General features: G+C 55.9%; 3 protein-coding genes. All 3 read left to right on the top strand.

Features of this window, described 5'->3' with window-relative positions:
• Positions 1-361: IS66 family insertion sequence element accessory protein TnpA (gene tnpA, locus ACZYR9_RS27475; protein ID WP_219996699.1), on the top strand; the 361-nt coding region annotated here is incomplete at its 5' end.
• Complete coding sequence (tnpB, locus tag ACZYR9_RS27470) at positions 355-708, top strand: IS66 family insertion sequence element accessory protein TnpB (RefSeq protein WP_155615423.1); 354 nt, start codon at positions 355-357, stop codon at positions 706-708. The genes tnpA and tnpB, both read left to right, overlap by 7 nt.
• Before the next feature lie 55 nt (positions 709-763).
• Positions 764-1064: transposase domain-containing protein (locus tag ACZYR9_RS27465; RefSeq protein WP_488981484.1), on the top strand; the 301-nt coding region annotated here is incomplete at its 3' end.

Raw genomic sequence — 1064 nt, 5'->3', positions numbered from 1 at the left:
CAAAGCCTGTCACAATGAATCCATCATACCTGGAGAGGATGGACTTATGATGGAAGAGACGTTGCAGGAAATATGGACGAAGCGCATTGCGGCCTATCAGGAAAGCGGGCAAACGATGAAGACCTGGTGTGCGGGGCAGAACCTGACGGTGCATCAGTTAAAATATTGGCTGTACAAAGCCCAGAGACCGCATTCCCGGGCGGCATCTTCTGCGACCTTCCGTGCCGTGGCCGTCACAGCCCCGGAGCCGGAAAACGACCGTTTATGGATACAGGTCGGTTCCGCTCGCATTGCCGTGCGCCCGGGCTTCGATCCGCATCTGCTCCGCGATGTGGTAGCCGCGCTGGTGCCTGAATGCTGAATCCGGCTGCTGCTTCGCAGGTTTATTTTGCCTGCGGCTATACCGACTTGCGCAAATCGATCGATGGCCTGGCGGCGGTCGTCCAAGAACAGTTTGCGCTGAATCCTTTCTCCACGGCGCTATTTGTGTTTTGCAATCGGAAACGCGACAAACTCAAAATCCTGCAATGGGATCATGCCGGCTTCTGGCTTTACTACCACCGTCTGGAACGGGGAACGTTTCAGTGGCCCTCGGACGGATCTGCTCCGCTCTGCCTGACGCAGCGGGAACTACGCTGGCTTCTTGATGGCCTGTCGCTCAAGCAGCGGCACGCCCATCCTGTCGTATCGCCAGAAGCGGCGATCTGAAACATGGGGTAAACCGTAGCAGGATATGGGCAACTGGCTGTCGAAATGTACAGCTATGAAAACAGAAGCGGAATCCCTTACTCTGGAACAACTCCAGCAGCAAAATGCCAGGCTGGAACAACAAAATGCCGAACTGTCGGCCAAACTCAAATGGTACGAGGAGCAGTTTCGTCTGGCGCAGCAGAAGCGCTTCGGCGCTTCCAGCGAGAAGACACATCCGGATCAACTGGAACTGAACCTGTTTAATGAGGCCGAAGTGCTGGCCACGCCCCAGGGGCAAGAACCTGAAATGGAGAAGGTCACCTACGAACGCCGCAAAACAAACGGCAAGCGCGAGGCGGATCTGTCCAAACTGC

Source organism: Paenibacillus sp. F024, assembly GCF_057814255.1.
Note: the sequence above shows the minus strand (reverse complement) of the source record. Positions and strands in the feature narration are given on the sequence as shown.

Bases quoted from the DNA above. Each gene is read 5' to 3' on its own strand.
- tnpB (WP_155615423.1), top strand. From the start codon at position 355: ATGCTGAATCCGGCTGCTGCTTCGCAGGTTTATTTTGCCTGCGGCTAT.